This is a genomic window from Xanthomonas melonis (assembly GCF_020783655.1).
GTDB lineage: Bacteria > Pseudomonadota > Gammaproteobacteria > Xanthomonadales > Xanthomonadaceae > Xanthomonas > Xanthomonas melonis.
Window position 1 is genome coordinate 32,333 of record NZ_JAJGQH010000020.1, and the last position, 25,501, is coordinate 57,833.

General features: G+C 64.2%; 24 protein-coding genes and 2 tRNA genes. 1 reads left to right on the forward strand and 25 read right to left on the reverse strand.

Features of this window, described 5'->3' with window-relative positions; all coding sequences use genetic code 11:
- Nucleotides 1–50: 50 nt before the first annotated feature.
- The 20 genes from nusA to tpiA all read right to left on the reverse strand — a co-directional run bounded on the left by nusA (nt 51) and on the right by tpiA (nt 18,946).
- Entirely contained in the window at nt 51–1,562 is a 1,512-nt protein-coding gene (gene nusA, locus LL964_RS18365) for a transcription termination factor NusA (RefSeq protein WP_104588776.1), read from the reverse strand.
- Nucleotides 1,563–1,566: 4 nt separating this feature from the next.
- Nucleotides 1,567–2,157 (reverse strand): ribosome maturation factor RimP, encoded by a 591-nt coding sequence (rimP, locus tag LL964_RS18370; protein ID WP_104588777.1) that lies wholly within the window; start codon nt 2,155–2,157, stop codon nt 1,567–1,569.
- A 197-nt stretch (nt 2,158–2,354) separates the two neighbouring features.
- Nucleotides 2,355–2,431, reverse strand: a tRNA-Met gene (locus tag LL964_RS18375).
- A 189-nt stretch (nt 2,432–2,620) separates the two neighbouring features.
- Complete coding sequence (nuoN, locus tag LL964_RS18380; RefSeq protein WP_104588812.1) at nt 2,621–4,081, reverse strand: NADH-quinone oxidoreductase subunit NuoN; 1,461 nt, start codon at nt 4,079–4,081, stop codon at nt 2,621–2,623.
- 36 nt (nt 4,082–4,117) lie between these two features.
- A complete protein-coding gene (locus tag LL964_RS18385; protein WP_104588778.1) occupies nt 4,118–5,620 on the reverse strand; it encodes an NADH-quinone oxidoreductase subunit M in 1,503 nt (500 codons plus the stop codon).
- Nucleotides 5,621–5,640: 20 nt separating this feature from the next.
- A complete protein-coding gene (gene nuoL, locus LL964_RS18390) occupies nt 5,641–7,800 on the reverse strand; it encodes an NADH-quinone oxidoreductase subunit L (RefSeq protein ID WP_104588779.1) in 2,160 nt (719 codons plus the stop codon).
- Between the two features lie 7 nt (nt 7,801–7,807).
- Complete coding sequence (nuoK, locus tag LL964_RS18395) at nt 7,808–8,113, reverse strand: NADH-quinone oxidoreductase subunit NuoK (protein ID WP_005914274.1); 306 nt, start codon at nt 8,111–8,113, stop codon at nt 7,808–7,810.
- Nucleotides 8,110–8,772 carry an NADH-quinone oxidoreductase subunit J gene (locus LL964_RS18400; RefSeq protein ID WP_208621493.1) on the reverse strand — a complete coding sequence of 221 codons (663 nt, stop codon included), beginning with the start codon at nt 8,770–8,772 and terminating at the stop codon, nt 8,110–8,112. Before LL964_RS18400 ends, nuoK begins: the two co-directional genes overlap by 4 nt.
- Before the next feature lie 4 nt (nt 8,773–8,776).
- Nucleotides 8,777–9,265, reverse strand: coding sequence for an NADH-quinone oxidoreductase subunit NuoI (gene nuoI / locus LL964_RS18405; RefSeq protein WP_014508211.1), 489 nt, complete (start codon nt 9,263–9,265; stop codon nt 8,777–8,779).
- A 3-nt stretch (nt 9,266–9,268) separates the two neighbouring features.
- On the reverse strand, nt 9,269–10,360 hold the full coding sequence (gene nuoH, locus LL964_RS18410) for an NADH-quinone oxidoreductase subunit NuoH (protein WP_104588780.1): 1,092 nt from the start codon (nt 10,358–10,360) through the stop codon (nt 9,269–9,271).
- Nucleotides 10,357–12,591, reverse strand: a complete 2,235-nt coding sequence (gene nuoG, locus LL964_RS18415) for an NADH-quinone oxidoreductase subunit NuoG (protein ID WP_104588781.1) — start codon at nt 12,589–12,591, stop codon at nt 10,357–10,359. The genes nuoH and nuoG overlap by 4 nt, the downstream gene beginning before the upstream one ends.
- Entirely contained in the window at nt 12,588–13,922 is a 1,335-nt protein-coding gene (gene nuoF / locus LL964_RS18420; protein ID WP_104588782.1) for an NADH-quinone oxidoreductase subunit NuoF, read from the reverse strand. Before nuoF ends, nuoG begins: the two co-directional genes overlap by 4 nt.
- A 3-nt stretch (nt 13,923–13,925) precedes the next feature.
- Nucleotides 13,926–14,453: an NADH-quinone oxidoreductase subunit NuoE gene (gene nuoE / locus LL964_RS18425; protein WP_104542572.1), complete on the reverse strand. Its 528-nt coding sequence runs from the start codon at nt 14,451–14,453 to the stop codon at nt 13,926–13,928.
- Nucleotides 14,450–15,757 (reverse strand): NADH-quinone oxidoreductase subunit D, encoded by a 1,308-nt coding sequence (locus LL964_RS18430; protein ID WP_104588783.1) that lies wholly within the window; start codon nt 15,755–15,757, stop codon nt 14,450–14,452. Before LL964_RS18430 ends, nuoE begins: the two co-directional genes overlap by 4 nt.
- The gene (locus tag LL964_RS18435; protein ID WP_104588784.1) at nt 15,754–16,506 is read right to left on the reverse strand and encodes an NADH-quinone oxidoreductase subunit C; all 753 of its coding nucleotides are present in this window, start codon (nt 16,504–16,506) and stop codon (nt 15,754–15,756) included. The genes LL964_RS18430 and LL964_RS18435 overlap by 4 nt, the downstream gene beginning before the upstream one ends.
- Nucleotides 16,507–16,542: 36 nt before the next feature.
- Nucleotides 16,543–17,097 carry a NuoB/complex I 20 kDa subunit family protein gene (locus tag LL964_RS18440; protein ID WP_016944318.1) on the reverse strand — a complete coding sequence of 185 codons (555 nt, stop codon included), beginning with the start codon at nt 17,095–17,097 and terminating at the stop codon, nt 16,543–16,545.
- Nucleotides 17,088–17,444 carry an NADH-quinone oxidoreductase subunit A gene (locus LL964_RS18445; protein ID WP_011037659.1) on the reverse strand — a complete coding sequence of 119 codons (357 nt, stop codon included), beginning with the start codon at nt 17,442–17,444 and terminating at the stop codon, nt 17,088–17,090. The genes LL964_RS18440 and LL964_RS18445 overlap by 10 nt, the downstream gene beginning before the upstream one ends.
- Before the next feature lie 105 nt (nt 17,445–17,549).
- A tRNA-Leu gene (locus LL964_RS18450) sits at nt 17,550–17,634 on the reverse strand.
- 49 nt (nt 17,635–17,683) lie between these two features.
- Entirely contained in the window at nt 17,684–18,157 is a 474-nt protein-coding gene (secG, locus tag LL964_RS18455) for a preprotein translocase subunit SecG (RefSeq protein WP_104588785.1), read from the reverse strand.
- 33 nt (nt 18,158–18,190) lie between these two features.
- Nucleotides 18,191–18,946 (reverse strand): triose-phosphate isomerase, encoded by a 756-nt coding sequence (gene tpiA / locus LL964_RS18460; protein ID WP_104588786.1) that lies wholly within the window; start codon nt 18,944–18,946, stop codon nt 18,191–18,193.
- Nucleotides 18,947–19,058: 112 nt separating this feature from the next.
- On the opposite strand from tpiA, the gene LL964_RS18465 reads away from it, so the two are divergent.
- Nucleotides 19,059–19,859, forward strand: coding sequence for an SDR family NAD(P)-dependent oxidoreductase (locus LL964_RS18465; RefSeq protein ID WP_104588787.1), 801 nt, complete (start codon nt 19,059–19,061; stop codon nt 19,857–19,859).
- An 80-nt stretch (nt 19,860–19,939) separates the two neighbouring features.
- Here the strand turns inward: LL964_RS18465 and LL964_RS18470 are convergent, their stop codons facing one another.
- The 5 genes from LL964_RS18470 to LL964_RS18490 form a co-directional block, all read right to left on the reverse strand.
- Nucleotides 19,940–20,368 carry a group I truncated hemoglobin gene (locus tag LL964_RS18470; RefSeq protein WP_104588788.1) on the reverse strand — a complete coding sequence of 143 codons (429 nt, stop codon included), beginning with the start codon at nt 20,366–20,368 and terminating at the stop codon, nt 19,940–19,942.
- Complete coding sequence (locus LL964_RS18475) at nt 20,368–21,213, reverse strand: DUF3034 family protein (protein ID WP_228329497.1); 846 nt, start codon at nt 21,211–21,213, stop codon at nt 20,368–20,370. The genes LL964_RS18470 and LL964_RS18475 overlap by 1 nt, the downstream gene beginning before the upstream one ends.
- Nucleotides 21,214–21,236: 23 nt before the next feature.
- A complete protein-coding gene (locus tag LL964_RS18480) occupies nt 21,237–23,603 on the reverse strand; it encodes a putative bifunctional diguanylate cyclase/phosphodiesterase (protein WP_104588790.1) in 2,367 nt (788 codons plus the stop codon).
- On the reverse strand, nt 23,600–24,298 hold the full coding sequence (locus LL964_RS18485; protein WP_228329496.1) for a methylamine utilization protein: 699 nt from the start codon (nt 24,296–24,298) through the stop codon (nt 23,600–23,602). Before LL964_RS18485 ends, LL964_RS18480 begins: the two co-directional genes overlap by 4 nt.
- Before the next feature lie 238 nt (nt 24,299–24,536).
- Nucleotides 24,537–25,475 carry an isopenicillin N synthase family dioxygenase gene (locus LL964_RS18490; protein WP_104588791.1) on the reverse strand — a complete coding sequence of 313 codons (939 nt, stop codon included), beginning with the start codon at nt 25,473–25,475 and terminating at the stop codon, nt 24,537–24,539.
- Between the last annotated feature and the right edge of the window lie 26 nt (nt 25,476–25,501).

The following is a 25,501-nucleotide window of genomic DNA, read 5'->3' on the forward strand; positions in this document are numbered from 1 at the left end:
ATACGCTGATTCTAAGCCCTGATGGGGTCAGGGCGCGGTTCATTGCCGGCTCATTCGCCGCGCTCCAAACGGGCGATCTCCTCGGCGCGGGCGGCCAGGATCAGCGCTGCGGCGCGCTCCTGGGTCATGCCCTCGATGCCGAAGTCGACGATCTCGTCCGCCGCCAGGTCGGACAAGTCCTCGCTGGTACGCACGCCGTGCTCGGCCAGCGCAAACGCCGTCTCCTCGTCCATCCCCTCCAGCGCCAGCAGGTCCTCGGTGGGCTGAGTTCCTTCCAGGCCTTCTTCCTCGGCCAGCGCGGCATTGAGCAGCGCATCGCGCGCGCGGGCACGCAGTTCCTCGACGATGTCTTCGTCAAAGCCCTCCACCGCCAGCAGCTCGCCGACCGGCACGTAGGCGATTTCCTCGACCGTGTTGAAGCCTTCGGACACCAGGATGGCGGCGATTTCCTCGTCCACTTCCAGGCGGTCCATGAACAGCTGGCGCGCCGATGCCTGCTCGGCCTCCGACTTCGCAGCCACCTGGTCGGCAGTCATCACATTGAGCTGCCAACCGGTCAGGCGGCTGGCGAGCCGAACGTTCTGGCCGCCCTTGCCGATCGCCTGGGCCAGGCGGTCTTCGGCCACGGCCAGGTCCATCGCATGCTTCTCTTCATCGACGATGATCGACTGCACTTCGGCAGGCGCCATGGCGTTGATCACGAAGTTGGCGGGATTCTCGTTCCATAACACGATGTCCACACGCTCGCCGTTGAGCTCGTTGGACACCGCCTGCACGCGCGAACCGCGCATGCCGATGCAGGCGCCGATGGGGTCGGTACGGGTGTCGTGCGCGATCACGGCGATCTTGGCGCGATCGCCCGGATCGCGTGCGCAGGCCTTGATCTCGACCAGGCCCTGGCCCACTTCCGGCACTTCCAGCTTGAACAACTCGATCATGAATTCCGGTGCGGCACGGCTGATGAACAGCTGCGGCCCGCGCGGCTCGGAGCGCACTTCCGCCAGATAGCCGCGGACCCGATCGCCCGGGCGCAGCACATCGCGCGGAATGCCCTTGTCCTTGGGAATGAAGGCTTCGGCGTTGCCACCCAGATCGACGAAGATGTTGCCGCGCTCGGCGCGCTTGACCACGCCGGTGATCAGCTCGCCGACGCGATCCTTCCAGGCATCGACCACCTGCTGCCGCTCGGCCTCGCGCACACGCTGCACGATCACCTGTTTGGCTGCCTGCGCGGCGATGCGTCCGAAATCCGGGTTCTCGATCTGCTCTTCGATGTAATCGCCGACCTCGACGCCATCGGCCTCGTCGACGGCATCCATCAGACGCACCTGGCGATCCGGCGATTCCATCACCACATCGTCGGCAACCACTTCCCAACGGCGGAAGGTCTCGTAGTTACCGTCCTTGTGATCGATGGTCACGCGCGTCAGCACGTCCTGGTCGGGATAACGCTTCTTCGCTGCGGACGCCAGCGCGGCCTCGATCGCCTCGAAGATCACTTCGCGCGGCACGCCTTTTTCGTTGGCGACCGCATCCACTACCAGCAAAAGTTCCTTGCTCATTTCGTCACTCCGCGCGCGGCTTGCCGGCCGCCGACTCGTTGGATGGTTTCTTCTTGTCGTGCCCGGGCTTTTTCGGGCCGGGCTTGTTCGGTTTCTGCGGTGCCAGACCCAGCGCGACCCAATCCGGCACGATGCGCGCCTTGTCGATATTGTCGAACCCGATCTGCACATCCTTGCCGTCGACGGCAAACACCACCGCGTCGGCCTCCGGCTCGATCCGCACGATCTGTCCCTGGAAGCGGCGCCGCCCCTCCTGCGCCAGCTTCAACACGATCTTGGCCGACTCGCCAGTGTGGCGCGCAAACTGATCGAGGGTGAACAAGGGACGATCGACACCCGGCGAAGACACTTCCAGCGTGTAGTTACCGCTGATCGGATCCTCGACGTCGAGCTGGGCCGAGACTTCACGACTCACGCGCTCGCAATCGTCGACATTGACCATGCGCTCGGGCTGCTCGACCAACGGCACATCGATGTACAAACGCAACGTCGCGCCGCCCGGAGCGGGAAGATATTCCACCCCCAACAGCTCGAGCCCCAAGGACTCCACCGTTGGACTCAGCAGATTCGCGATTTCGGTCGCCTTTTCGCTCACAGACTGCCCTGATCAGATGATTGCCAGTAGGACCCCGGCAACCGGCAGCAAACTTTCCGGTTCCGGAAAAAACAAGGGGCCCGATGGGCCCCTTGCGTAAAAAAAGCCCGACCTCTCCGGGTCGGCGTAAAGACGGGAACAAGCGTCCTTACGATCCAAGAAGCTGAATCACTGCGATGAAGCAACAATTCGAAACTTGGTAGCGGGGGCAGGATTTGAACCTGCGACCTTCGGGTTATGAGCCCGACGAGCTGCCAGACTGCTCCACCCCGCAGCAGAAGCGGAATTATGAAGAACTGGAGCGATAATTGCAAGCCCTAGTTTTTCATCTGTTGAACAGCGTGGCGGCTGTTCAACGTCGCGGCGAATGATACCCGCAATGCAACAAAAACGAAACAGCTACGATCCCTATTCGCTCTCCATGCCGCCAAACGGCCGGCATGGAGCGCGACGCACGCCTGCCTCAGGCCAGACCGGCGAACGCGCGCTGGCACCACGCCATGATCGGGCTCCACGCCAGGCCAAGCGCCAGCAGGGCCAACGCGTTCACGCCCAGCACGGTTCCCAGCACGCGATCGTTGTTGGCTGGCAGCGGCTCGCCCACCGGCTCGTCGAAGTACATGACCTTGATGACACGCAGGTAGTAATACGCGCCGATCACCGCGCAGATCACGCCGACCAGCGCCAGCCACAACATGTCGCCCTTCACCGCCGCGCCGAGCACGGCCAGCTTGGTCCAGAAGCCGAGGAACGGTGGAATGCCCGCCAGCGACGCCATGATGCACAGCACCAGACCGGCCATCCACGGATTACGCGCATTGAGGCCCTTGAAGTCATCGATGTTCTCGGCTTCGAAGCCATTGCGCGACAGCGCGATGATGGCGCCGAACGAGGCGGTCGACATGATGGTGTAGCTCACCGCGTAGAACATCGCGGCTGCATAGCCCTCCTCGCCGCCACCGGCCACGCCCATCAGCAGGAAGCCGATATGCGACACCGTCGAGTAGGCGAGCATGCGCTTGAGATTGCTCTGCGCAATGGCCATCAGGTTGCCGATCACCAGCGACACCGCCGACAGCCCCCCGATCAACAGGTGCCATTGCGGCGACAGCGGCCCCATCCCTACCTCCAGCAGGCGGTAGGCCATGCCGAAGGCCGCCAGCTTGGGCGCCGAACTGATGAACAGCGCGATCGGTGCAGGCGCGCCCTGGTAGACGTCAGGCAGCCACATGTGGAACGGCGCGGCGCCCAGCTTGAAGGCAACACCGGCGATCATGAAGATGGTGCCGGTCAGCAGCAGGGTACGCTCGCCGGAACCGTCGATGGCCTCGTGGATGCCGGCCAGGCTCAGCGTGCCGGTGGCACCGTAGACCAGCGACATGCCGTACAGCAACAGGCCAGACGCCAGCGAACCCAGCACGAAGTACTTCATCGCCGCTTCGGTGGCCAGGCCGTTGTCGCGGTTGGAGGCGACCAGCGCGTACGAACACAGCGCCAGCAGTTCCAGACCCAGGTAGACCATCAGCAGGCTGCCGGCCGAGGCGAGCAACATCATGCCGGCAGTGGCAAACAACACCAGCACCGGAATCTCGCCCTGGTAGAGGTTGCGTTCGCGCAGGTAGGTCCAGCCGTACACCAGGCTCAGGCCGCTGACGAGCACGATCACGGTCTTCATCACGTCGGCGGCGGTGTCGCGCACGAACATGCCGCTGAAGATCTCGCCCTGCCCGCCCGTTCCGGTCGCCAGCAGCACGAGGACTACGGCCAGGACGGCGACGGAGAACAGGTGGGTCCAGACCTTGTTCCGCTGGCTCACGAACAGGTCGAGCATCAGCAGAGCGAAGGCGCCGCCGATCAGCGCCAGCTCCGGTACGAGCGGAGCCAGGTCGGCGGTGGTCAACGGCGCGAGCGTTGGCGTGGTCATCATCAAATCCTGAAAATCGGTACGGACGGCAAGCTGTCAGAGCTTGGTCGTTGCAATCTGGGTCGCCAGCTTGGCGATCGACGGTTCCATCAGATCGGTCAGCGGCTTCGGGTATATGCCCAGGGCCAGCACGCCGGCGGCGAACACCCCCAGCACGAACGCCTCGCGGCCATTGATGTCCTTCAGCTCGGCCACGTGCGCGTTGGCCACTTCGCCGAAGAACACGCGCTTGTACAGCCACAACGTATAGGCGGCAGTGATCACCAGGGTGGTCGCAGCAGCCAGGGCAATCAGCGGATGCTTCTGGAAGCTGGCCAGGATCACCATGAATTCGCCCACGAAGCCGCTGGTACCCGGCAGACCCGCGTTGGCCATGAAGAACAGCATTGCAAAGGTCGCAAACCAAGGCATCACATTGACCACGCCGCCGTAGTCGGCGATGCGGCGGGTGTGCATGCGGTCGTACAACACGCCGATGCAGGAGAACATCGCACCGGACACGAAACCATGCGAAATCATCTGCACCATCGCGCCCTGCAGGCCCAGACGGGCGGCGTCGGTGCTGCCGTATTCGCGCACCAGGGTGAACGCGATGAAGGTGCCCAGGGTGACGAAGCCCATGTGTGCGATGGACGAGTACGCCACCAGCTTCTTCATGTCTTCCTGTACCAATGCCACCAGGCCGACGTAGATCACGGCGATCAGCGACAGCGCGATCACCAGCCAGGCGAACTCATGGCTGGCATCCGGCACGATCGGCAGGTTGAAGCGCAGGAAGCCGTAGCCGCCGATCTTCAGCGCGATCGCCGCCAGGATCACCGAACCGGCGGTCGGTGCCTCGACGTGCGCGTCCGGCAGCCAGGTGTGTACCGGGAACATCGGCACTTTGACCGCAAACGCGATCAGGAAGGCGAAGAAGATCCAGGTCTGTTCCTTGGCGCTCAACTGCATCGCATACAGGTCGGCGAGCTGGAAGCTGCCGCCCTTCAGGTACAGGTAGACCAGGCCCACCAGCATCAGCACCGAGCCGAGGAAGGTGTACAGGAAGAACTTCATTGCCGCGTAGATGCGCCGCGGACCGCCCCAGACACCGATGATCAGGAACATCGGGATCAGCATGGCCTCGAAGAACACGTAGAACAGCATCGCGTCGGTGGCGGCGAAGATGCCGACGGTGACGCCTTCCAGGATCAGGAAGGCTGCTACGTACTGGTTGACGCGCTTGTCGATCGAGCGCCAGGCGCCGATCAGGGACAGCACCGTCACCAACGTGGTCAGCACGACCAGCGCGACCGCAATGCCGTCTACGCCCAGGTTGTAGCCGATGTTGTAGGCCGGGATCCAGGCGTGCAGTTCGACAAACTGCAGGGCGTCGTTTGCCGTGTCGTAGCCCAGCAGCGGCAGACTCAGCACGAAGGTCGCCACCGCCACCGCCAGCGATGCCCAGCGGGCAGTCTCGGCGTTGCGCAACGCAAGGATCAGGGCGCCACCGATAATCGGCAGCCAGATCAGGATAGACAGTAAAGGCCAGTTCGACACGTTTTCTTATTCCGTACAGGTCAACGCCAGAAATGCATCAGTACCGCCAACAAGGCGATCAAACCGATGATCATTGCGAAGGCGTAGTGATAGAGGAAACCGGATTGCGTGCGACGCAGCAGATGTGCCGCCAGGTCGATCAGTCGGGCCGAACCATTGACGACCGCACCGTCGACCATGTGGGTGTCGACTGCACGTGACGCCTTGCCAAGGACAACGCCACCGCCGGCGAAGCCATTGATCCACAGCTTGTCGAAACCGTACTTGTTCTCCAGCAACCACACGAGCGGCGCGAACGCCTTGCGCGACTTGGTCGCCAGCTCCGGCTTCCACAAGTAGAACAGCGCGGCAAGCAGCAGGCCGGCAACGGTCAGGAAGAACGGCGCGGCGGTCATGCCGTGCAGCGCGAATGCGACAGGACCATGGAACTCTTCGGCCAGCGCACCCACGGTATCGCGTGCCGGATCGTAGAAATCGACGATACCGGTGAAAAACGAGACTGCCTGGCCCTTGAGCGCGTGCGCGGCATGGTGGCCTTGCCAGTCGGTACCGAACAACATCGGACCGATGGTGAAGAAGCCGACTGCGATCGACGGGATCGCCAGCAGGATCAACGGCAACGTCACCACCCACTTGGACTCGTGCGGTTCGTGGGCGCCATGGTGCCCATGTCCGTGATCGTCGTGGCCGTGCGTGTCGTGGGCGTGCGCATCGTGCGAGTGAACCTGCGCCTCGGCGTCGGCATGCGCGCTGTCGTGATGGGCATGCGCGTCGTGCGCATGGGCATCGCGGAAACGCTCCTTGCCGTGGAAGGTCAGGAACAGCAGACGGAAGCTGTAGAAGCTGGTGACCAGCACGCCACCCAGCACCGCCCAGTAGCCGTAGGTCGCGATCCAGCTGTGCGACTCATGCGCATGGTGCGCGGCGGCCTCGATGATGGTGTCCTTCGAGTAGAAGCCCGAGAAGAACGGCGTACCTACCAACGCCAGCGTACCGATCACGCTGGTCCAGTAGGTCACCTTCATGTACTTGCGCAGGCCGCCCATCTTGCGCATGTCCTGCTCGTGGTGCATGCCGATGATGACCGAACCAGCAGCGAGGAACAGCAGCGCCTTGAAGAACGCGTGCGTCATCAGGTGGAACACGGCTGCCGAATACGCGGATACGCCCAGCGCCACGGTCATGTAACCCAGCTGCGACAGCGTGGAATACGCAACCACGCGCTTGATGTCGTTCTGCACGATGCCGATCAGGCCGGTGAAGAAGGCCGTGGTCGCACCGATGAACAGAATGAAGTTCAGCGCAGTCTCCGACAATTCGAACAGCGGCGACATGCGCGCCACCATGAAGATGCCGGCAGTGACCATGGTCGCTGCGTGGATCAGCGCCGAGATCGGAGTCGGGCCTTCCATCGAGTCGGGCAACCACACATGCAACGGCACCTGCGCCGACTTGCCCATCGCACCGATGAACAGGCAGATGCAGATCATCGTCATCACGCTCCACTCGTGACCGGCGAACAGCTGCACCTTGGCACCGGCCATGGTGGTCGCGTTGGCGAACACGGTGGAGTAATCCAGCGAGCCGAACCACAGCAGCACGCCGGCGATACCGAGAATGAAGCCGAAGTCGCCGACGCGATTGACCAGGAACGCCTTCATGTTGGCGAACACTGCAGTCGGGCGCTTGAACCAGAAACCGATCAGCAGGTAGGACACCAGGCCCACCGCTTCCCAGCCGAAGAACAGCTGCAGGAAGTTGTTGCTCATCACCAGGGTGAGCATGGAGAAGGTGAACAACGAAATGTAGCTGAAGAAGCGCTGGTAGCCCGGGTCTTCTTCCATGTAGCCGATGGTGTAGATATGCACCAGCAGCGACACGAAGGTCACCACCACCATCATCATCGCGGTCAGGCGATCGACCATGAAGCCGACGTGCGCGGAGTAGTTACCGACATCGAAGAACGTATAGAGGTTCTGGTTGAACGGGCTGGCGCCCTGCTCCACCAGTTGGTACAGCGTCATGCACGACAACACGCAGCTGACTGCCACGCCGAGGATGGTGACGTACTGCGCGCCCTTGCGCCCCACCTGGCGACCGAACAGGCCGGCGATGATGCTGCCGACCAGCGGTGCTAGCACCACTGCGATCAGCAGACTCTTGGAGAGAGTGATTTCCATCTACGGGTCAGCCCTTCAACGTGTCGACTTCGGCCACATTGATCGTGCGGCGCGTACGGAACAGAGTCACCAGGATCGCAAGACCGATGGCGGCCTCCGCGGCGGCGACGGTCAGGATGAAGAACACGAACAACTGACCGGCGGTGTCGCCGAGTTCGCGCGAGAACGCGATGAAGTTGACGTTGACCGACAACAGCATCAGCTCGATCGACATCAGCAACACGATGACGTTCTTGCGATTGAGGAAAATGCCGGCCAGGGAGATGCAGAACAGCACCGCGCCCAGTCCAAGCAGGTGGCCCAAGGTAATCAAGACTTCGCCTCCTGTCCGTCGATCGCATCCGACTGCGGCGCGACCCGCACCGGCTTTTCGACCGCCATTTTGACCATGCGCAAACGATCGCCAGCCTTGACCCGCGACTGCTCGGATGCGTTCTGCATCTTGACGCCGGTGCGCTTGCGCAAGGTCAGCATCACGGCGGCCACCACCGCCACGGTCAGGATCACCGCGGCGAATTCGAACGGCAGCAGGAATTCGGTGTACAGGCTCTTGGCCAACCAGGTCAGATTCGAGCTGTCGGCGGCCGTCGCTGCGGCGTTATCGGCCGGGAACGGCGCGGCGCTGCGTGCCTTGACGCCGATCAGGGTGACCATCTGCACCAGCATCGCCACTGCCACGATGACACCGACCGGCAGGTACTTGACCCAGCCCTCGCGCAGGCGGCTGGTATCGATGTCCAGCATCATCACCACGAACAGGAACAACACCATCACCGCACCGACGTAGACCAGCACCAGCGTGACGCCGAGGAACTCCGCACCGACCAGCAGCCAGATGCAGGCCATCGAGAAGAAGGTGAGGATCAGGCACAGCACCGCATACACCGGGTTGCGCACACTGATCACCGCACCGGCAGAGACGACCGCGATGGCGGAGAAGGCGTAGAAAGCAATAGAGACCCAGTCCATCATGACCTCAACGGAAGGCGGCATCGGCAGCGCGACGCTCGGCGATCTCGGCTTCCAGCCGGTCTCCGATCGCCAGCAGCTGCGGCTTGTTGACAATGTTCTCGCCACGCTTCTCGAAGTGGTACTCGAGGATGTGCGTCTCGACGATCGAGTCCACCGGGCAGCTTTCTTCGCAGAAGCCACAGAAGATGCACTTGAACAGATCGATGTCGTAACGCGTGGTGCGGCGGGTGCCGTCCTCGCGCTTGGCCGAGTCGATGGTGATCGCCAGCGCCGGGCACACCGCCTCGCACAGCTTGCAGGCGATGCAGCGTTCTTCGCCGTTGGGATAGCGCCGCAGTGCATGCAGGCCACGGAAACGCGGCGACTGCGGGAACTTCTCCATCGGGTACAGCACGGTGTACTTGGGCTTGAACGTGTATTTCAACGTCAACCACAGGCCACCGAGCAATTCGAGCAGCAGCAGGCTCTTGAAATAATGGGTGATCTTGTTCATCGATTACACGCCCTTCTGGATCACACCGTAAAACACCATCAACGCCGTCACTGCGATCCATACGATCGTGAGCGGAATGAAGACCTTCCAGCCCAGACGCATGATCTGGTCGTAGCGGTAACGCGGGAAGCTGGCACGGAACCAGATGTAGGCGCTGGCGAAGAAGAACACCTTCATCAGCAGCCACGGCCAACCACCCTTCCATACCCAATCGATCCACGGCGAGGTGTCTGCGCTGACCCAACCCTGGATCGGGCTCAGCCAGCCGCCGAGGAAGAAGATCGAGATCAGGAAGCTGACCAGAATCATGTTGGCGTATTCGGCCAGGAAGAACAGCGCGAATGCGCCGCCCGAGTACTCCACCATGTGCCCGGCGACGATTTCCGACTCGCCTTCCACCACGTCGAACGGTGCGCGGTTGGTCTCGGCGACACCGGACACCCAGTACACGATGAACAACGGGAACAGGGGGAGCAGGAACCAATCGAAGAATCCGGAGTTGCCTGCCTGCGCGAACACGATCTGGCTGAGATTGACGCTACCGGCGGCGATCATCACGCCGACCAGCGCGAAGCCCATCGCGATTTCGTAGCTGACCACCTGCGCAGCCGAACGCATGGCGCCGAGGAACGCGTACTTGGAGTTGGACGCCCAACCCGCCAGGATGATGCCGTACACGCCCAGCGAGGTCATGGCCAGCAGGTACAGCAAACCCACGTTGGCATTGGACAACACCAGCTGCGCATCGAACGGCACCACCGACCAGGCGGCGAATGCCGGGGCCAGCGTCAGCAGCGGCGCGATGACGAACATCGCCTTGTGCGAGCTGGCCGGCTGCAGGATTTCCTTGAACAGCAGCTTGAAGACGTCGGCGAAGGCCTGGAAGATGCCCATGCCCACGTACATGGGCCCGTGGCGAACATGCATCCAGCCGATCAGCTTGCGTTCCCAGACCACATAGAAGGCCACTGCCACGATCACCGGCACGGCGATCAGCAGGATCTTCAGCACGGTCCACAGGACCACGCCGCCGTCACCCAGTCCGAGAAACCACTGGTGGAGGGGATCGACCACGTTCAACAGCAATTCGTTCATGCACCCACCACCGTTACACGACCGGCACCGAGCGGCGCGGTTGCGCCGTGGCCGGATTCGATCCACACCGTGCCCGGTGCGACGCGCTTGTCCAGCAACACCGGCAACGTCGCCCTACCGGCGTCGGTACCGACCTTGACCATCTGCCCTTCGGCGACCTGCAACTGCGCGGCCTGCTCCGGATGCATCGCCACGCACGGGGCAATGTTGAGCGGGTGCGATTGCAGCGCGGCGGCACGACGCACCACGGCATCGGTGCGGTAGATCGCAGCGGTCGCTGCCACTTCCAGGCCTTCGTTCGCAGCGACCGGCTGCGGCGAACCGGCCGGAGTCACCGAACGGTTATGCATACCGGCACGCAGGCCGACCAGGTCGATGAACTCGAAACCGGGCAGGCCCAGCTCGCCGCCGAGTGCTCGCAGCACCCGCCAGCCTTCGCGCGCTTCGACCGGCAGGCGGCCTGCGGCACGTGCGGTCTGCACGCGACCATCGAGGTTGGTCAGCGAGGCGTCGATTTCCGGCAGTGCGCCGATCGGCAGGATCACGTCGGCCACATCGCGCGTGGACGCACAGGCGAACTGGCTGAAGGCAACGACCTTGGCGCCGGCCAGCGCGCTGCGCGCAGCGGCGGCATCGGCAAAATCCAGCCCTGGCTCGATGCCGTACAGCACATACGCCTGGCGCGGCTGCGCCAGCATGCCGGCGACATCGCGTGCGCTCGGCAGCACACCTTGCGACACCAGACCCACCGCGTTGGCACCCTGCGGAATACGGCACAGCGAAGCGCCGGTCGCCGACGCGAAGTCACGCGCCGCAGCGCGTAGCGTTGCCGCCTGCGGATGGTTCTCGACCAGCGCGCCAACCACGATCACGGCGCGGCTTGCGCCCTTGACTGCATCGCGCAGCGTGACGTCGTCCAGGGCGCCGGCCAGCTGCGAGGGCGCGACCACGGCGCGACTGGCCTGGGTGAAGGCGAAATCGAAATCGACCGGATTGACCGAGTGGATCCGCGTACCGTTCTGGATGTGCGCCTTACGCAGCCGCGCATGCAGCAGCGGCAGCTCGTGTCGCACGTTGGTACCGAACAAGACCACCACATCGGCCTGTTCGATCTCGGCCAGTGGCGTGGCAAAGGCCTGCGCCACGGCAGCATCGGAGAAATCGCGATTGAGCAGGCGGTGATCCAGGTTGCCGCTGCCCAGGCCTTCGGCCAGCCGCGCCAGCAAGGCGCCCTCTTCGTTCGAGGTGGACGGATGCACCAGCACGCCCAGCGCATCGCCGGCGTTCTCGCGCAGGATCTGCGTCGCGGCAGCCAGGCCTTCGGTCCAGCTCACTTCAGTCCATGCGCCATTGACCTTCTTGAGCGGCTTGACCGCGCGGTCTTCGGCGTACAGGCCCTGGTGCGAGTAACGGTCGCGATCGGACAGCCAGCATTCGTTGACTGCCTCGTTCTCGCGCGGCACGCTGCGCAGCACTTCGCCGCGACGCACGTGCAGGAACAGGTTAGAGCCCATCGCATCGTGGTAACCCAGCGATTCACGCGCGGTCAGCTCCCATGGACGCGCACGGAACTGGAACACCTTGTTGGTCAGCGCACCCACCGGACACACGTCGATGACGTTGCCGGAAATCTCGGTGGTCAGCGGCTTGCCGTCATAGGTTCCGATCTGCAGGTTCTCGCCGCGATACATGCCGCCGAGCTCGTAGGTGCCGGCGATATCTGCGGTGAAGCGCACGCAGCGCGTGCACTGAATGCAGCGCGTCATCTCGGTGGCGACCAGCGGGCCGATGTCCTCATCCGGCACCACGCGCTTGCGCTCGTTGAACCGGCTTACCGAGCGGCCGTAGCCGAGCGACACGTCCTGCAGCTCGCACTCGCCGCCCTGATCGCAGATCGGGCAGTCCAGCGGATGGTTGATCAGCAGGAATTCCATCACGCTGCGCTGGTACTTCAGCGCCTTTTCGCTGCGCGTGGTGACCTTCATGCCGTCCATCACCGGCGTGGCGCAGGCGGGCGACGGCTTCGGCGACTTTTCGACGTCGACCAGGCACATACGGCAATTGGCCGCGATCGGCAGCTTCTCGTGGTAGCAGAAACGCGGAATCGGGATGCCGGCCTTGTCGGCCGCCTGGATGATCATCGAGCCCTTCGGCACCACCAGGGACTGTCCGTCGATCTCGACGGTGACATGGTCCGGTGGCACGTTCGAGTTCACTGGTTGGGCGCTCATGCAGCCACTCCGACTTGCGTATCGACGATCGAACGACCGTTGACGATGTAGTACTCGAACTCGTCCCAGAACTGGCGCAGGAAGCCTTGAATCGGCCAAGCCGCCGCTTCGCCGAAGGCGCAGATGGTGTGACCTTCGATCTGGCCGGCGACGGTGCGCAGCTGATGCAGGTCCTCCATCGTGGCCTTGCCGGCGACGATGCGCTCCAACACGCGGTGCATCCAGCCGGTGCCCTCGCGGCACGGGGTGCACTGGCCGCAGGATTCCTTGTGGAAGAACTGCGAGATGCGGCAGGCGAAACGCACGCAGCAGACGCTGTCGTCCAGCACCACGATGGCGCCCGAACCCAGGCCAGTGCCCAGCGCACGCAGGGTGTCGTAGTCCATCTGCAGACCGGCGACCTGATCGGCCTTGAGCACCGGCATCGACACACCGCCGGGCACCACGCCCTTGAGCTTGCGACCCGGGCGCAGACCACCGGCCATTTCCAGCAGTTCGTCGAAGGTGGTGCCGAGCGGCACTTCGAAATTCCCGCCCTTCTGCACGCAACCGGACACCGAGAAAATCTTCGGGCCGCCGTTCTTGGTCTTGCTCAGGCCCAGGAACCACTCCGGGCCGTTGCGAATGATCGCCGGCACCGACGCATAGGTCTCGGTGTTGTTGATGGTGGTGGGCTTGCCGTACAGGCCGAAGTTGGCCGGGAACGGCGGCTTGTAGCGCGGCTGCCCCTTCTTGCCTTCCAGCGATTCCATCAATGCGGTTTCTTCGCCGCAGATGTAGGCGCCGGCACCCAGCGCGCCGTAGATGTCGATATCCACGCCGCTGCCGAGAATATTCTTGCCCAGCCAGCCATTGGCGTACGCATCGGCCAGTGCCAGCTCGAAGTTTTCGAATGGCTCGTGGTGGAACTCGCCGCGCAGGTAGTTGTAGCCCACGGTCGAGCCGGTGGCGTAGCAGGCGATCGCCATGCCCTCCACCACCGAATGCGGGTTGTAGCGCAGGATGTCGCGGTCCTTGCAGGTGCCCGGCTCGGATTCGTCCGAATTGCACAGGATGTACTTCTGCATCGTGCCCTTGGGCATGAACGACCACTTCAGACCGGTCGGAAAGCCCGCGCCGCCACGGCCGCGCAGGTTCGATGCCTTGACCATCTCGATGACGTCGGCCGGCGGGATCTTTTCTTCGAGAATCTTGCGCAGCGCCGCGTAGCCACCGGTCTTGAGATAGTTCTCGTACGACCACGGAGTGTCATAGTGCAGGGTCGTGTAGACGACCTGATGCGGCAACGGCGCCGGACCGACCGGGCCTGTGGGTGCGTGATGATGTGCCATGTCTTACTCCAGCCCGTCCAGCAGCGCGTCGACCTTCTCTTTCGTCAAGTGCTCGTGGTAGTGGCCGTTGATGACCATCATCGGCGCTGCGGAGCAGGCCGCCAGGCACTCTTCTTCGCGCTTGAGATAGACGCGGCCATCGGCCGTCGACTGACCCAGCTTGCAACCCAACTTCTTCTCCGCGTGGGCCAGCAGATCTTCGGCGCCGTTGAGCCAGCAGCTGATGTTTGTGCAGAACGCCACATTGTGGCGGCCGACCTTTTCGGTCTCGAACATCGAATAGAAGCTGGCGACCTCATAGGCCCAGACCGGCGGCAGCTCCAGGTACTTAGCGACGCCCACGATCAATTCGTCGGTCAGCCAGCCCTGGTTCTGTTCCTGCGCGGCATGCAGACCCTGCAGCACGGCCGACCGCTTGCGGTCGGGCGGGAACTTGGTCAGCCAATGATCGATGTGCGCGCGCGTCTTGTCGCTCAGCACCACCTGCGGATCGACGTCGCGCGCCGCTTCGAAATTACCCGTCGCCTTCATCGGTCAACCTCACCGAAAACCAAATCGTAAGTACCGATCATCGCCACGACGTCGGCCAGCAGATAGCCACGCACCACCGCATCCATCGACGACAGATGCGCGAAACCCGGCGCGCGCAGGTGCACGCGGAACGGCTTGTTGGCGCCGTCGGACATCAGGTAGCAGCCGAACTCGCCCTTGGGCGCTTCGACCGCGCTATAGGTTTCGCCGGCTGGTACGCAGTAGCCTTCACTGAACAGCTTGAAGTGATGGATCAGTGCTTCCATGTCGTCCTTCATGCCTTCGCGGCTGGGCGGAGCGACCTTGAAATTGGTGACCATGACCGGGCCTGGGTTGGCCTTGAGCCACTTCACGCACTGCTTGATGATGCGGTTGGATTCGCGCATCTCGGCCACGCGCACCAGGTAGCGGTCGTAGCAGTCGCCATTGGTGCCGACCGGGACATCGAAGTCCACCGCATCGTACTTGGCGTACGGCTGCTTCTTGCGCAGATCCCATTCGATGCCCGAGCCACGCAGCATGGGGCCGGTCATGCCCCAGGCACGCGCCAGATCCGGGCTGATGATGCCGACATCGACGGTGCGCTGCTTCCAGATGCGGTTGTCGGTCAGCAGGGTTTCGTATTCGTCCACGCGGGCCGGGAAGGTGTTGGTGAACTCCTCCAGGAAGTCCAGCATGCTGCCTTCGCGACCGGCGTTGCGCTTCTTCAGCGCCCCGCCCTTGTGCCAGCGCGATTCCTTGTACTGCGGCATGCGATCGGGCAGATCGCGGTAGACGCCGCCCGGACGGTAGTACGCCGCGTGCATGCGCGCGCCGCTGACTGCCTCGTACACGTCCATCAATTCTTCGCGCTCGCGGAATGCATACAGCATCACCGCCATCGCACCGAGATCGAGCGCATTGGAGCCCACCCACATCAGGTGGTTCTTGATGCGGGTGATCTCGTCGAACATGGTGCGGATGTACTGCGCACGCTCGGGCGCTTCGATTCCCATCAGGGACTCGATCGCGCGCACATAGGCGTGCTCGTTGCACATCATAGACACGTAATCCAGACGGTCCATGTACGGCACCGACTGGTTGAACGGCTTGGACTCGGCCAGCTTCTCGGTGCCACGGTGCAGCAGGCCGATATGCGGATCGGCACGCACCACGGTTTCGCCATCCATTTCCAGGATCAGGCGCAACACGCCGTGCGCCGCAGGATGCTGCGGGCCGAAGTTCATCGTGTAATTGCGGATTTCCTGTTTGCTTTCCACAGGATTGCTCGCGAAGGCATCGGTTGCCTGGCGGAACTCACTCACTTGGCAGTCTCCGACTTGCCCACTTCACCGGCGGCAGTCTCATAACGGGCGTCGTCGCGGATCACGCGCGGCACACCGACGCGCGGCTCGACCGATGTCACCGGCTCGTACACCACGCGCTTGCGTTCTTCGTCGTAACGCACTTCGACGTTGCCGATCAGCGGGAAATCCTTGCGGAACGGATGACCGACGAATCCATAGTCGGTCAGGATGCGGCGCAGGTCCGGGTGACCAGCGAACACGATGCCGAACAGGTCGAAGGCTTCGCGCTCGAACCAGTTCACGCCAGGCCAGATGTCGGTCACCGACGCCACGACCGGCACTTGCTCGTCCGGCGCATAGCAACGCACACGCAGACGCTGGTTGTGCTGGTAGGAAATCAGCTGCGCGACCACCGCGAAGCGCTGCTTGGGCAGTTGCTGCGGCTGGGCGCCATCGGAACTTTCTTGGCTGGGGAACTCGCCCCAGGCGAAACGGCCGACGGCCTTGCCCTCGACGCCGCGGCTGAAACCCTGCGAGGACACATCGGCAGTGTCCCACTCGTCGCTGCCATATCCCAGGTAGTCGACGCCGCACAGGTCGCTGAGCTGCTCGAAACCGAGCTCGTCGCGCAACGCAAGACAGGTCGCGTGCCAATCGGCTGCAGCGACTTCCAGCGTCACTTCGCCGCGCGGCAGTGCCACGGCGATCTGCGCGCCGGCGAAGCGTGCCGCGAGTCGGTCAGTGAAGGAGGATGCTTGCTCTGCCATGGGGGCTTGGCTGCTCTCGGTAGGAGAAGACGGGTGTCAGCGTGCGATGGTCTGGGTTCGCCAGATCTTCTTCTGCAGCTGCAGGATGCCGTAGACCAGCGCCTCGGCGGTCGGCGGGCAGCCCGGGACGTAGATGTCCACCGGCACGATGCGATCGCAACCGCGCACCACCGAATACGAATAGTGATAGTAGCCGCCGCCATTGGCGCAGCTGCCCATCGAGATGACCCACTTCGGATCCGGCATCTGGTCGTAGACCTTGCGCAGCGCCGGGGCCATCTTGTTGACCAGGGTGCCGGCGACGATCATCACGTCGGACTGACGCGGCGACGGGCGGAACACCACGCCATACCGGTCAAGATCCAGACGCGCAGCGCCAGCGTGCATCATCTCGACCGCGCAGCAGGCCAGACCGAAGGTCATCGGCCACATCGAACCGGTACGCGCCCAGTTCAGCAGCGCATCGACGCTGGTGGTCACATAGCCCTTCTCCAGCAGCGGGTTTTCGCCTTCCGGGCGCAGGATGTCTTCCACCCGGCCTTCCGGCATCGGGTTGGTCATCAGACGATCCAGGGTCTGAATCACTCCCATTCCAGCGCTCCCTTCTTCCACACGTAGATAAAGCCGAGGAACAACATGCCGACGAACAGCCCCATGGTGACCAGCGAACGCGCGCCGATCTCCATGAACACCTGCGTCCAGGGCACGATAAAAATGATTTCCAGGTCGAACACGATGAACTGGATCGCGATGAGGTAGTAGCGCACATCGAACTTCATGCGCGCGTCTTCGAATGCTTCGAAGCCACACTCGTACGGGGAGAGCTTGCGCGCGTCCGGGCTACGCGGAGCGAGGAACCGGCCAATCAGCATCAACACGATGCCGATGCCAGTGGCGACAACCAGAAACAGCAGACTCGGCAAATATTCGGCCAGCACAGCGATTCTCTCTTGCCTCTGCCCGCACGCGCCGCGTGCCGGCATGGGGTATAGGCAGACCCCGCGCGCGGCAAACCGCAATGCGCAGGAACTGCAGCCAAACAATGGTGCCCAAGAGGGGACTCGAACCCCTACGACCTAAGTCGCTACCACCTCAAGGTAGTGCGTCTACCAATTCCGCCACCTGGGCATACGTTGCGCCGCTGGGCATCCCAGTGCGCAGCGTATTGTAACCGGCTTCAGCGTTTTTGTGCTGGCTCTGAAGCGTTTTCTTCGTTCGACGCCGGCGCCTGCTGCGTCGGCGCGGGCTGTGTAGGAGCCGTCACGGGCGCGGCGTCAGCCGCCGGCTGCGCCGGTGCGGTCGGTACCGCGCCTGCGGCCGGAGCCTGCGGCAAGGGCTGGGTCAGCTCTCCGGCAGCCGCCGGCGCCGGGGTTGCCGACTGCGACATGACGCCCAGGTTCTGGTCGGTGGGACGGGCGCCATGGGTGGCGTACCAGGCCATGAACAGGCTGATGCTGAAGAACACCACAGCCAGCCACTTGGTCGACTTGGACAGGAAGTTCGACGACCCCTGGGACCCAAAGACCGTGCCGGAGGCACCTGCGCCAAAGCCGGACCCGGCCGCGGCACCTGCGCCACGCTGCATCAGGATCAGCGCAATCATCGCCAGCGCGACCAGTACGTAGACCACATTGAGGATCAACATCAGCATTTCGAAATCCGTCCCCGGACAAAACTTAATGGGTTAACGAGCGGCCGCCGCACGCGCAATGGCCAGGAAGTCGGCGGCGACCAACGAGGCACCACCGATCAGCCCGCCATCGACGTCGGGCTGCGCGAACAGCTCGGCCGCATTGTCGGGCTTGACACTGCCCCCATACAGAATGGGCAGGGAATCGGCGATTCTAGCATCGGCCTTCGCGAGTTCGCCACGCAGGAAGGCGTGCACGGCCTGGGCCTGGGCCGGACTGGCGGTCCGCCCGGTGCCGATCGCCCAGATCGGCTCATAAGCGAGCACGGCCCGCGCGAAACCTTCGCTGCCGACCAGGGCAAGCACCGGCTCGAGTTGGGCGCGCAGGACTGCCTCGGTCTGGCCGGCCTCGCGCTGCTGCAGCGATTCGCCCACGCACAGCACCGGGATCAATCCGGCGTGGAGGGCGGCAGCGAACTTGCGCGCGATCAACTCGCTGCTCTCCTGATGGTACTGGCGACGCTCGGAATGGCCGACCAGACCATACTCGGCACCGACGTCCACCAGCATGGTGGCCGAGACCTCGCCGGTGTAGGCCCCCTTCTCGTTACAGCTGACGTCCTGTGCCCCGAAGGACAGATGGCGTGCCTCGAAATCCTCGATCAGGTCACCGAGGTAGGGCAATGGAGGCAGGATGACGACATCGACACCATCAAGGGGCATGTGCGCGGCGACCTCGCCCACCAGCTCGGTGGCAAAGGTGCGGCTGCCATGCAGCTTCCAGTTTCCAGCAACGATTTTACGACGCATCAGGCGCAGGTTCCTGAGTTGAAGACCGGCGACAGAATAGCCCAAGCCCTGTCGGCAACCCGCACACTTGTGTCCGACAGATGTCCTATACCCTTTCCAACAGGAACCCACCATGTCCGATTCGCCTGTCTTCGCACTGGTCACCGGCGCCTCCAGCGGCATCGGCCGCGAGATCGCGCGGGCATACGCCAGGCGGGGCGTACCGTTGATTCTGACCGCGCGGCGGGTGGATCGGCTGCAGGCATTGGCTTCCGAGCTGGGCGCACAGGTGCGAGTGGAAGTCCTGCCGGCCAATCTGGCCGACCCCGATGCCGTACAGGCGCTGGTTGCGCGGATCCAGCGCGAAGGCTGGACGGTAGGCACCCTGGTCAACAATGCCGGTTACGGCGTGCCGGGCCGTTATCTGAGCAACGACTGGGCCACGCATGCGCGTTTTCTGCAAGTGATGGTGGGCGCGGTATGCGAGCTCACCTGGCGGCTGCTGCCGATGATTCGCGCCAGCGGCCAGGGACGCATTCTCAACGTCGCCTCATTCGCCGCACTCGCACCCAGCGCCGATGGACAGACACTCTATGCGGCCAGCAAGAGTTTCATGCTGCGTTTCAGCGAATCGCTGGCACTGGAGAATGCCGACTGCCGAGTCAAGGTCTGCGCGCTATGCCCGGGATTTGCGTGGTCGGAGTTCCACGATGTCACCGGCACCCGCGAGGCGATGTCCACCCTGCCCGCCTGGGCCTGGCTACAGGCCGATGCCGTGGCCGAGTACGGAATCGCCGCACTGGAGCGCGGGCAGGTGCTGGCGGTCCCAGGTTGGCGCTATCGGCTGGTCAATGCGGCCCTGCGCATTCTGCCGCACGCGGTGGCCCTGCGCTTGATGGCACGAGGCTCGCACCGGGTGCGCCCGTTGGACTGAGCCTGCGACAGACCGGCACGCAACGCAGTGCGATCTCCGCTGCCGTTCTGCCGCCTCACCGGTATGCGGCGTGCGCCCACCTAATGATTGACGATCTCGCCATGCATCGCCGCCAGCCGCGCGAGCAGACGATTCTGCGTGCGGCGGGGAATCTTGCGTTGATCCATCGCCCAGTTGAGATCCTCGACCAGGGCATTGAAGTCGCCCTCGCGGATGGCCAGGTGCGCATGCGCCTGCTTCATCGATTTGGCGGTATCCGGGCAAGGGCCGTCGGCGACATGACAGAACTTCTGCACCAGGCGCGCGTTGAGCATGACGATGTTGACGCGGGCGAACTTGTCGACGATGCGTTCGTCGTCGGCGATGCGCGACAGCATGGTTTCCACCAGCGCCTCGATACCGGCCTGGCCGCCCAGTTCGTCGTAGAGCGTGGGCGGCGCCTGCGTGGTGGCGCAGGCGTTGAGCAGGCCGAGCATGCAGAGCAGAGACCAGCGCAGCCGTCGATTCATCAGAACGCCACCTGCAAGGAGAGATACGGGCCGCGCTGGTCGGCGAGCGTGGCGATGTCGCCAAGATCGGCCCACGCGGCGGTCAACGAAAGGTGCTTGTTCGGAAACCAGGCGACGAAGGCGTCTGCCCAGGCCTGCTCGCGCGCGAACGCCAGGTTGTCCGGCTTGTCGCGGTACTCCACGCCGACCACCCACGATGGCGACAGCACCACCGCGGCGCTGGCCTCGGCGACCAGCCGATAACTGTCACGGCGATCGCCGCCGAAGCCGAGCAGGCCACCCTGATTGGCGCGCGTCGCGCGCAAGGTGCCATTGAGCAGCAATTGATAGCCGCCGGCGCCCTGCAGCAGCAAGCGGCTGGCGCTGAGGTAGACGTCGGTGCCGTGGTCGTCGCGGGCTCCGATCGCCAGCGGCAACGCGCCATCGCGCAGGCGCTTGTATTGCACGCCGACGCTGACCTGCGGCCCCCGGCCATACACCAGATCGCCGTACACGCGCAGCTTGGCGCCGAACACGTCCTGCCCGAGCGCATTCCACGGCAACGCCAGGCGCTCCTGCAAAGTGCCCAGGTCCAGGCGCTGGCGCGCGAGCGACAGTTCCAGGCGGTTGCCGACCGTCAACGCCGCTCCCTGCACGTCGAGCCGGTAGTCCCCGCTGTCGACATGCGTTGCGAACGCCACCGCACCGAGCTCGTCGCGGGTGCCGTAGCCGGACAAGGTTGCCCACGGCACGATGCCGCCTCCGCCGCTGCCCTCGATGGTGGACACGCCGCCGGTGGCGAGCAGGCGCCCATTCCCGGCGCAGGCCTGCCCCGGCATCAGCGCAACACCGAGCGCAGCGGCCATGATCAAGCGACATGCGACCTGGCTCATCGCCCCGCTCCCACCTGCGCCGATGCCGATGTCCCGAGCTGGCGCAGGCACCAGGCCACCAGCGCGGCCTGCTCCAGCGGCGGCGCATACAGATAACCCTGCACCATATCGCAGCCGTAACCGCGCAACAGCGTCAGTGCGGCGTCGTTCTCCACGCCTTCGGCGATCACGCTCAAGCCGAGTTTGTGCCCCAGATCGATCGTGCTGCGCACGATGAAGGCATCGTCGGTGCCTTCGGCCAGTTGCATGACGAAGCTCTTGTCGATCTTCAATTCGTTCACCGGCATGCGCTTGAGTTGGGCCAACGAGGAATAGCCGGTACCGAAATCGTCGATGGACAGGCGTACCCCCACACTGCGCAGTTGATGCAGCATGTGCAGCGCCGATTCCACATCACGCATCAACGCGCTTTCGGTCAGTTCCAGCGTGACCGACTGCGCCGGAACCGCGTATTGCTCCAGGCGCGCGCGTACATAATCGGGCAGCCCCGGATCGGACAGGTCCAGCGCGGACAGGTTGATCGCCATGCCCAGTTCCAGCCCCTGCGCGCGCCACTGCGCCTGGCAGCGCAACGCGTGATCCAGTACGAAACGGGTCAGCGGGTGGATCACCCCGGAGTGCTCGGCCAGCGGGATGAACTCGTCCGGGCCGATCGGGCCCAGCCCGGGATGGTGCCAGCGCACCAGGACTTCGACCTGCTCGACCCGATCGGTACGCAGGCAGATCTTGGGCTGGAAGCGCAAGGTCAGCTCGTTGTCGCCGATGGCCTGGCGCAGATCGCCGGTGAGCCGCAAGCGGCGCAGATGCTGTTCGTCCTGGCCCATGCGATACACGCTGGCGCCGACGGCGGCGGTGTTGTCGATCTGGCGTCGCGCGATGTCGGCGCGCCGCAACAAGGTATCCGGGTCCTCGCCATGCTCGGGAATCAGGGCGATGCCGATGCTGGCTTCGAGCTGGATGCGCGCCTGCGGCAACGCCAGGGGGCGGCGCAGTTGCAGCAGCAGGCGCTGCGCGTCCTGCTGCACGGTGGAGGCGTCGGCCTGCGCCACCACCACCATGAATTCGTCGCTGCCCAGACGGCCCACAACGTTGGGCGACTGCACGACCTCGGCCAGGCGGTGCCCCACTTCGACCAGCACCTGGTCGGCGAAGTCGTGGCCCAGGCTGTCGTTGAGCTCCTTGAAACGCTCCAGATCCAGGATCAACACCGCTGCAGTGCCGTCGGAGGCCACGGTCTGATCGACCACCTGCCGCAGCTGTTCCAATAGCCACAGCCGGTTGGGCAGACCGGTCAGCGCGTCGTGTCGCGCCTGGTGCAAAATGCGCTGTTCGCGGCTGGCGATCTGCTGCTGCATGCTCCCGAAGCTATGCGCCAGTTCGCCGAGTTCGCGACCGGCCGGCACCTGCACGGCGGTCTGGTAGTCGCCTTGCTGGATGCGCCGGGCGGCTTGCACCAGTTGCGCCACCGGTTTGCTGACACTGCGCGCCAGAAACACCGCCACGCCCAGCGCGGCGGCGGTGGCCAGCCCCGCCAACAGCAGGATCCGCAGTTTGAGCGCCTGATAGGGTGCCATGGCGCGGTCCAGCGACGCCTGCAGGACCACCTGCACATGGCGGTCTCCCTGCACCGGCTGCAGCTTCAGCAGATAACGCGACCGCTCCAGCGTCAGCGGCATGGCGAGGTCCGGGGCGATCTCGATGCTGCGCAGTTGCTGGGCGAAATCGCGGCGCACTGCCGGCTCCATTGTCGAGGCCAGCACGCGCGGCGGCGATGCGTCGTTGATGAAGGTGGCATCCAGGCCGGTGATGGTGCGGAAGTCCTGCACGATGACCTCGCCGGATTCGTTGCCGATGGCGATCCAGCCCACCGGGTTGGGCGCCAGCACCTGTACCACCGCCAGCCGTACCACCCGTCTGTCCAATGCCACCAGGCCCACCGCGCGCCCATCGCGTTGCGCCTGCTGCAGCAGGGTCTGTACCGCCCGCAGCTGCTCGGCCTGCGGCAGATCTTCCAGCCCGGTCAGGAACTGGCCATCGGGCGCCAGCAGCAAGGCCGTCGGTGCATCCATGCGCGCGGCGTGGTTACGCAGCGCCGATTGCATGGTGGGGACATCGCCGCTGGCCACCGCAGCGCGAAAACCGAAATCGTCGGCCAGTACCGAGGCCGATTGCAGCAATTGTTCGTCGCGACGCAGATTGACGCGCTGCCAGACCCGTTCGCCGATCAGCAGTTCTTCGCCCAGCTGCGCCTTGACGCTGCGCTCGGTCGCCATCTGCACCGCCACGAAAGTCAGTGCCTGGGTACCGAGCACCACCAGCACGACCAGGGCGGCGATTCGGGTATGCAGACGCATCGCCCTCATGGGCGCGCCTTCTTGGGATCGGCGGCGTTGCGGAACTTGTCCTGCAGCGCGCGCACGCGCGCATCCGGCGGCGCTGCCGCCGGTGCGGGCCCGGTGGTCTGCAACACTACCCGCTGCTGCAGCGGATCGCGACCGACCACCAGGGTTTCACTGGTCGCCACTCCCTTGATGCGTGGATGCCATACCCGCAAGGTATAGCTGCCTGCCGGCGCGTCGATCTGCACGCGGCCATCGCTGCCGGTCTTGCCGAAGTACGGCGTATCCAGCACCACGATGTAGCCCAGCATCCAGTCGTGGATATTGCAGCCCACCGTCACCAGACCGGCTTGATCGAAGCGTACCGGCGCGGCGGTGCTGCCCTGGAACAGCGGCAGCTCGAAGCGTTTGGCGGGAGAGAACGAATAGACCTGATGGCGGATCTGATCGTTGTTGGGAAAGCGCACCGACGTGCCGGTGCGTACCGCCAGCACCGCAGGCACGAACTGCGAATTGACCTGGTCCATCTGCACGGTCCTGCCAGCGCTGGCGGCGGCAGGACGTGCCGGCTCCAGGCTCACTACCGCATCGATCAGCACGCCATTGGCGTCGCTCACACTGACAGCCACCGATGCAGCGGCTGCCGGCGCCGGGGCCGTCGCAACGCAGAACGCGAGCAGCCAGGCCGAACGTGACTGTATGAACCACCGTATCCGCATGCGCCCACCTCGTGCGATTCGGTAGCGGGCGCCAGGCGAGTCCGACGTCGCGCTAGCGATCAGACTGGGTTATCGGCCTGAGTGAACGCAAGCTTTAACCAAACGCAAGCACGCGTGCGTGCGCGAAATTGTGCCAGCGGTCATGCCTGGGGTGCAGGCGCGACCGCCGATCGCACACGCCTGCCGCATGGTTGGAACCAGCTGGCGGCGGGGCTCGCAGGCACGCCCCACCAAGCGGTCACTTCAGCTTGATTTCGCGCAAGCGCTCTTCCAGGAAGCCATGCGCGGTGATGGCCTCGGGGTAACGGCTGGGGTTGTCGACGCTGGTGCACGATGGCAGCACGTCGATCAGGAAATCCGGGTTGGGGTGCAGGAAAAACGGCACCGAGTAGCGCGGCTTGCGCGCGGCTTCGCCCGGGGGGTTGACCACGCGGTGGATCGTCGACGGGTATACGTGGTTGGTGAGCCGCTGCAGCATGTCGCCGATGTTGACCACGATGGTGTCGGCATCGGCGGTGAACGGCACCCACTCGCCATCGTTGGAGCGCACCTCCAGCCCGGCAGCGCTGGCACCGACCAGCAGGGTGATGAAGTTGATATCGCCATGCGCGCCGGCACGCACGTTGGGAATATCGTCACTGGTGATCGGCGGGTAGTGGATCGGGCGCAGGATCGAGTTGCCGTTGTTGGTCTTGTCCACGAAATAGTCCTGCGGCAGACCGATGTGCAGGGCCAGTGCCGAGAGCACGCGGGAGCCGAGCTGGTCCAGCTGCTGGTACAGCCGGTAGCCGCGTTCGCGGAAGCCGGGCACTTCTTCCGGCCACAGATTCGGAGCCATCACCTCGCGATACGGCGAATCGTCGGGAATCTCGCGGCCGATGTGCCAGAACTCCTTCAGATCGAAATGTTTGGAGTCCTTGGCGGTTTCCACCCCGAAAGCGGTGTAGCCGCGTGCGCCGCCGCTGCCGGGCACGTGATAGCGGCGCTTGACCTCTTCAGGCAGCGCAAAGAACGCCTTGAACACCTCGTAGGCCGCATCGATGTCGGCCTGCGCGATGCCGTGGTTGCGAATGCCGGCAAAGCCCCACTGCCGGTAGGCCGCACCGAGCTCGGCGACGAACGCCTCGCGGTCGCTGTCGAAACGGGTGATGTCCAGGGTCGGGATGCGCGCGCTCATACGGATGTCTGCAGTCGAAGTCGATG